The 1,691-nt window shown below is 55.8% G+C and carries 3 protein-coding genes; 2 read left to right on the forward strand and 1 reads right to left on the reverse strand.

Annotation, left to right across the window (positions count from 1 at the left end):
• Positions 1 to 259: 259 nt before the first annotated feature.
• A complete protein-coding gene (locus tag NW838_RS15810) occupies positions 260 to 706 on the reverse strand; it encodes a TerB family tellurite resistance protein (protein ID WP_011432104.1) in 447 nt (148 codons plus the stop codon).
• A gap of 246 nt (positions 707 to 952) precedes the next feature.
• Between NW838_RS15810 and rpsP the strand changes: the two genes are divergently transcribed.
• Both rpsP and NW838_RS15820 read left to right on the forward strand, forming a co-directional pair.
• Positions 953 to 1,429 carry a 30S ribosomal protein S16 gene (gene rpsP, locus NW838_RS15815; RefSeq protein ID WP_414428367.1) on the forward strand — a complete coding sequence of 159 codons (477 nt, stop codon included), beginning with the start codon at positions 953 to 955 and terminating at the stop codon, positions 1,427 to 1,429.
• Positions 1,430 to 1,481: 52 nt separating this feature from the next.
• The coding region (locus tag NW838_RS15820) for a KH domain-containing protein (protein WP_414428368.1) at positions 1,482 to 1,691 on the forward strand (210 nt) is incomplete at its 3' end.

Genomic DNA, 1,691 nt, shown 5'->3' on the forward strand with positions numbered 1-1,691 from the left:
CTCTTTCCTCTATAAATTACTCTCTCTATCCTAACATAAGATCAACACGACCTAGGACACTGCACTCACACCTAAAACATTGGATGCACCAGTCTAGAAGGCTTTCTCAGTAGCCCAGGTGTATCACCCTAACCTGAAACGACCATATGATCTGACTCAATCTAGAAACCCCCCCTAGCTTGGTTCAAGGAAACACCAAGCCGGAGTGTTGATGCAGTGGCCAAGGCGGGTTGTCGTTATGCTACCCGCTACCCCAATGTCATTCAGAAGGTTGGGGGGAGGGCTGGGCATAGCGCTCCAGCAGGGATGCGCTTTTCAGTTGCCACTGCAGTCCCATGAAGGCCCAGTCGATAAACTCGTTGATCTCCTCAGCGCTGAACTGCATGGCTTTGCCGATCTGGAAAATAAGCTCCTCTTCCTTTTCCACCAACTGGCTGTTCACCACCGCCATCGCCGCCAGATCCCGCAGGATCAAGGCCCCCGCCGCGTTGCGCATGGGCGGGATCCCACTGATATCCAAAGGCGCACCTGTTTCATCCGCCAGATAGGTCTGGGCCAGTGGCGCTTCGATGCCTACCCCTTCTGCGATTTGCATGAAGAAAGAGGTTTCTTCTTCGTCCAACTGGCCATCCACTCGGGCCACCGCGATCAGGGCCTTGAGGTAGAGCTGGCGCTGCTCGTCTGTCAAATCGGCGTAGTTGATCATGGGGGTCGTCGCTGAGTGTGGGTTTTCTCTTTAACTCTGCCATGAAGATTGCCCTCCAAACCGGGATCCGACATTTTCCAGTCGAGGGGAAGATCGCCTAAAATAAAAAGCCTATGTCTACCGGCCAAGCGGCGAGACTCCGGGTAAGGTTCTGGGGCTTCAGCATGCTTGGCGGGTTTGCGTGAACTCTTTGTTGGATTTGGATCTTTACAGCTTGCGGAGCATCCCTTAAGGAGCGGATATCCCATGGTCAAATTGCGGCTCAAGCGCTACGGAAAAAAGCGGCAACCCAGCTATCGCATCATCGCCATTGAAAGTAAAAGCCGCCGTGAAGCCCGTCCGCTAGAGGAACTGGGTTACTATAACCCGCGCACCAAGGAGACGGTTTTGCAAACGGCAGGCTTGCTGAAGTGGTTGCGTTGTGGCGCTCAGCCCACAGAGACCGTGGACAGTCTCCTCAAAAAGGCCGGCATCTACGAGATGTTGAAAGCAGGGGAAGGGGGAGTGGTGGCCTCGATTCGCATTCCGGCCATCGCCAAGCCTGAAGCTGGGATCCCTGAGGCGGCAGAAGAGGCCCCTGCAACAGAATCCGTGGCCGAGGCTGAGGTCGCCGATGTTCCCGAGTCTGAATTGAGCGAAGCTGCCACCGAGACAGCAGCAGAATTAAGCCCTCCGGAAGCTGAAGTTGAAAAGCCTCAGGTTGAGGAAGCGGTTGAGGCCTAGGGTCGGCTAAGCTTGGCTTGGCCAGTTGTTCCCTCCTGTCGTCTAGCTCTCTATGCCAGACTACAAGGCTCTCGCCCATCTTTTGATCGAACCGCTGCTCAGCAGCGCCTCTCTTCAAATGGATGTGGAAACCACCTGTGGCGGGCGAAAGGTTTGGCTGCGACTGGCCTTTGACCCGAAGGATCGCGGGCGGGTGTTCGGGCGAGGCGGGCGTACCTTGCAGGCGATTCGACAGGTGATGATGGCTGCAGCTCAGTTGGCG

The organism is Synechococcus sp. R55.2, from assembly GCF_047462075.1.
Classification (GTDB): domain Bacteria; phylum Cyanobacteriota; class Cyanobacteriia; order Thermostichales; family Thermostichaceae; genus Thermostichus.